The following is a 1,206-nucleotide window of genomic DNA, read 5'->3' on the forward strand; positions in this document are numbered from 1 at the left end:
CAATGGGCAACCTCGCAGGCTCGGTCCCCGACTCGGTCCTGCGCGCAGCCCTCCCCCACGCCGCCGACCTCGACATCCTCCAGGTCGGCTACTACCTCGAGGAAACCTCAGCAGCCGACCGCCTCCTCACCATCGTCACCGACCGCGTCCCCGGCGTCATCCGCGCAACCCACGACGCCGACGAATGGCCCAAAGCAATCACCCTGCTAGCCCTCCTCGGCCCCACCGAACGCTCCAAACTGGCCAACGTCGTAGCCGCCCAAGACGACGAAGTCATCGACGGCCTACTCGCCGCAGTAGAAGAAGTAGACGCCTGGGACACCCTCCTCCCTGTAGCAGCAGGCATGGCCCCAGAACCCCTACAACGCCTGGCTCAACGCCCGGCCATGCAAAACCCCACCCTCCTCACCAAAATCGCCGACCTAGCCCTGACTCAAAACCTCTGGCTCTCCCTACTCCCCCTAGCCACCCACCTCTCCCCCACCCAACTCCACACCGTCGCCGCCCGAGTAGCCACCGAACCCGACGACTCCCTGACCACCCTCATAGAACAAGCCCACACCGAAAACCACTGGCCCACCCTCCTCCCAGTAGCCCTCGCCCTCTCCACCCCCGACCGCAAACGCCTGGCCGCCCTCCCGGTAATGCACCGCCCCGCCTACCTCACCGCCGCCATAGAAGCCACCGCCACTCACAACCTCTGGCCCGAAGCCCTCACCGTCCTCAACGACCTACCCGCCGCCACCCACGACACCCTCGCCACCGCCATAAACACCCTCACCGACAACAATTTCCGAGAAGCCCTCGAAGCCGCCCCCACCGCCGACTGCACCACAACCCTGATACAAATCGTCCTCCGCCAGGACGTCTCAGCCCGACTCCGCTCCCTGACTCTCCTCAACGAATCCGACAACCTGGAACTCTTCGTCGCCACCATCACGACGCAGGACCCGGCGATCTGGCAATCGATTTCCGAAGCCCGCGAGGGAATCCCCGAACCCCTCCGCACACTCCTCGCCACCCAGGCAACCCAGTGCGGCCGAACCGAACTCGGCATCGACCTGACCACCGGCTGAGCCGCCGCCAATTACCCTCTGCCCATGCACGCCATCGGCAGCCGCCGGCGAAGCCAACCCGCCCCACCTCACGCAGTCTTCGCCGCCCTCACCAACCCCGATCGCGACCCCACCCGCCCCTGGCTCATCT

The 1,206-nt window shown here is 66.1% G+C and carries 1 protein-coding gene; it reads left to right on the forward strand.

What is annotated here, in order from left to right; genetic code table 11:
• On the forward strand, positions 1-1,076 hold a 1,076-nt coding region (locus tag AB0F44_RS30145), incomplete at its 5' end, for a hypothetical protein (RefSeq protein WP_357361046.1).
• Positions 1,077-1,206: the final 130 nt, after the last annotated feature.

It is taken from the genome of Nocardioides sp. NPDC023903, assembly GCF_040639295.1.
GTDB lineage: Bacteria > Actinomycetota > Actinomycetes > Propionibacteriales > Nocardioidaceae > Nocardioides.